The 1699-nt window shown below is 71.7% G+C and carries 1 protein-coding gene and 1 pseudogene; both read right to left on the bottom strand.

The annotated features are described in order from the left end of the window. Nucleotides 1-164: pseudogene (locus G6027_RS18460) on the bottom strand (peptidyl-tRNA hydrolase); the annotation flags it as partial. A 41-nt stretch (nt 165-205) separates the two neighbouring features. Continuing rightward, a complete protein-coding gene (serB, locus tag G6027_RS15395; protein WP_182637929.1) occupies nt 206-1435 on the bottom strand; it encodes a phosphoserine phosphatase SerB in 1230 nt (409 codons plus the stop codon). Nucleotides 1436-1699: the final 264 nt, after the last annotated feature.

Genomic DNA, 1699 nt, shown 5'->3' with positions numbered 1-1699 from the left:
AGCAGCGGGGTCCGTCCGGGGAGGTCCGCCTTGGGCAGGTGCAGCACGATCGGCATGGAGCGCACGGTGCCACGGTCGTCCGGGTCCTCGGTCCCGGCCGACCCTGCGCGAAGTCGCGCGTGGCACCAGTCGAGCGCGGCGCCGGACGCGGGACCTCCGGGCAATGGTTCGTCGTGCAGGGCTTCGTCGGGGGGCGGTCCGTCGGTCACACGAGCGGGACGCGGCGGTAGGTACCGGCGGCGGTGTCGGCCGCCTCGATCTCGTCGCGCGTGATGCCGAGGACGAACAGGACGGTGTCGAGGAACGGCTTGGACAGCGACGCGTCGGCCACCTCGCGGAGGGCGGGCTTGGCGCAGAACGCGATCCCCAGCCCCGCAGCGGTGAGCATGTCGATGTCGTTCGCCCCGTCGCCCACCGCGACGGTCTGGCTCAGCGAGATGCCGAGTTCCTCGGCGAACTCGCGCAGGTACTCGGCCTTGGCCTCGCGACCCACCACCTCGCCGATGACGCGGCCGGTGAGGACACCGTCCTCGATCTCGAGCGTGTTGGCCCTCGCGAAGTCGAGACCCAACTCCTCGGCGAGGCCGGCGATCACCTGGATGAACCCGCCCGACACCACACCGCAGCGGATGCCGAGACGCTTGAGGGTGCGGATGGTCGTCCGCGCACCCGGGGTCAGAACAATGCTGGCCGCGACCTCGTCGAGGACGGTGGCCGGCAGTCCGGCCAGCGTCGCCACGCGCTCGTGGAGGGACTGGGCGAAGTCCAGCTCCCCCCGCATCGCGCGCTCGGTCACCGCACGGACCTCGGCCTCCCTGCCCGCGTGGGCGGCGAGCATCTCGATGACCTCACCCTGGACCAGGGTGGAGTCCACGTCGAACACCACGAGACGCTTGGACCGGCGGCCCAGCCCGGCGCCGTCCACCGAGATGTCGACGCCGTGCGCGTCCGACAGGGACGCCATCGCCTCGCGCAACCTGGCGTCGTCGGCGGCGTCACGACCGGCGGTCGAGACGTGCAGCTCCAGACCCGTCACCGGGTAGTCGGCGATCCCCCGGATGGTGTCGATGTTCGCGCCGATCGACGCGAGCGAACCCGCCACCGCGGAGAACGCCGACGCGGTGACCGGACTGCCGAGGATCACCACCGCGTGGGTGGACGGCGGGGTCGCGGGCGCGATGTCGTCGAACTGGACCTCCAGCTGCATCCCCAGATCGTGGACCTGGTCGGTGAGCTCGCGGACCACGGCCACGACGTCCGCGTCGGCGTCCACCCGGACCATGAGCCCCAGGGAGAGGTGGCCGTTGACCACGACCTGCTCGACGTCCACCAGGTCGGCGTGATGGGAGGCGAGGACCGCCATGATCCTCGCTGTCACACCTGGCCGGTCGGGTCCGGTGACGGTGAGTAGTGCCGGGGTGCCGGGGGTGCTCACGTGTGCTCCTGACGAGTGTTCGTGCTGGTGATTGGGGGTGATGGGCAGGAAGGGCTGACACGCGCCGAACCCCGCCGGAGGACGAGCCTACCGACGGGGTTCAGCGGGGACCGACGCCCGTGGGTGAGTACGGGCGGGTGGGTCAGCCTCTCTGCGGTGACGAGCCGCGCTCGGCCACGTCCTTGACCGCAGCCGGGTCCTGGGCCGCGGCCCGGCCCCCGACGTGGGCCTCCGCACGCATGCGCTCGCTCATGTGCGGGTAGT

The organism is Dietzia sp. SLG310A2-38A2 (genome assembly GCF_014145095.1).
GTDB lineage: Bacteria > Actinomycetota > Actinomycetes > Mycobacteriales > Mycobacteriaceae > Dietzia.
The sequence above is the reverse complement of the archived record's forward strand: the minus strand, read 5'-3'. Positions and strand labels throughout refer to the sequence as shown.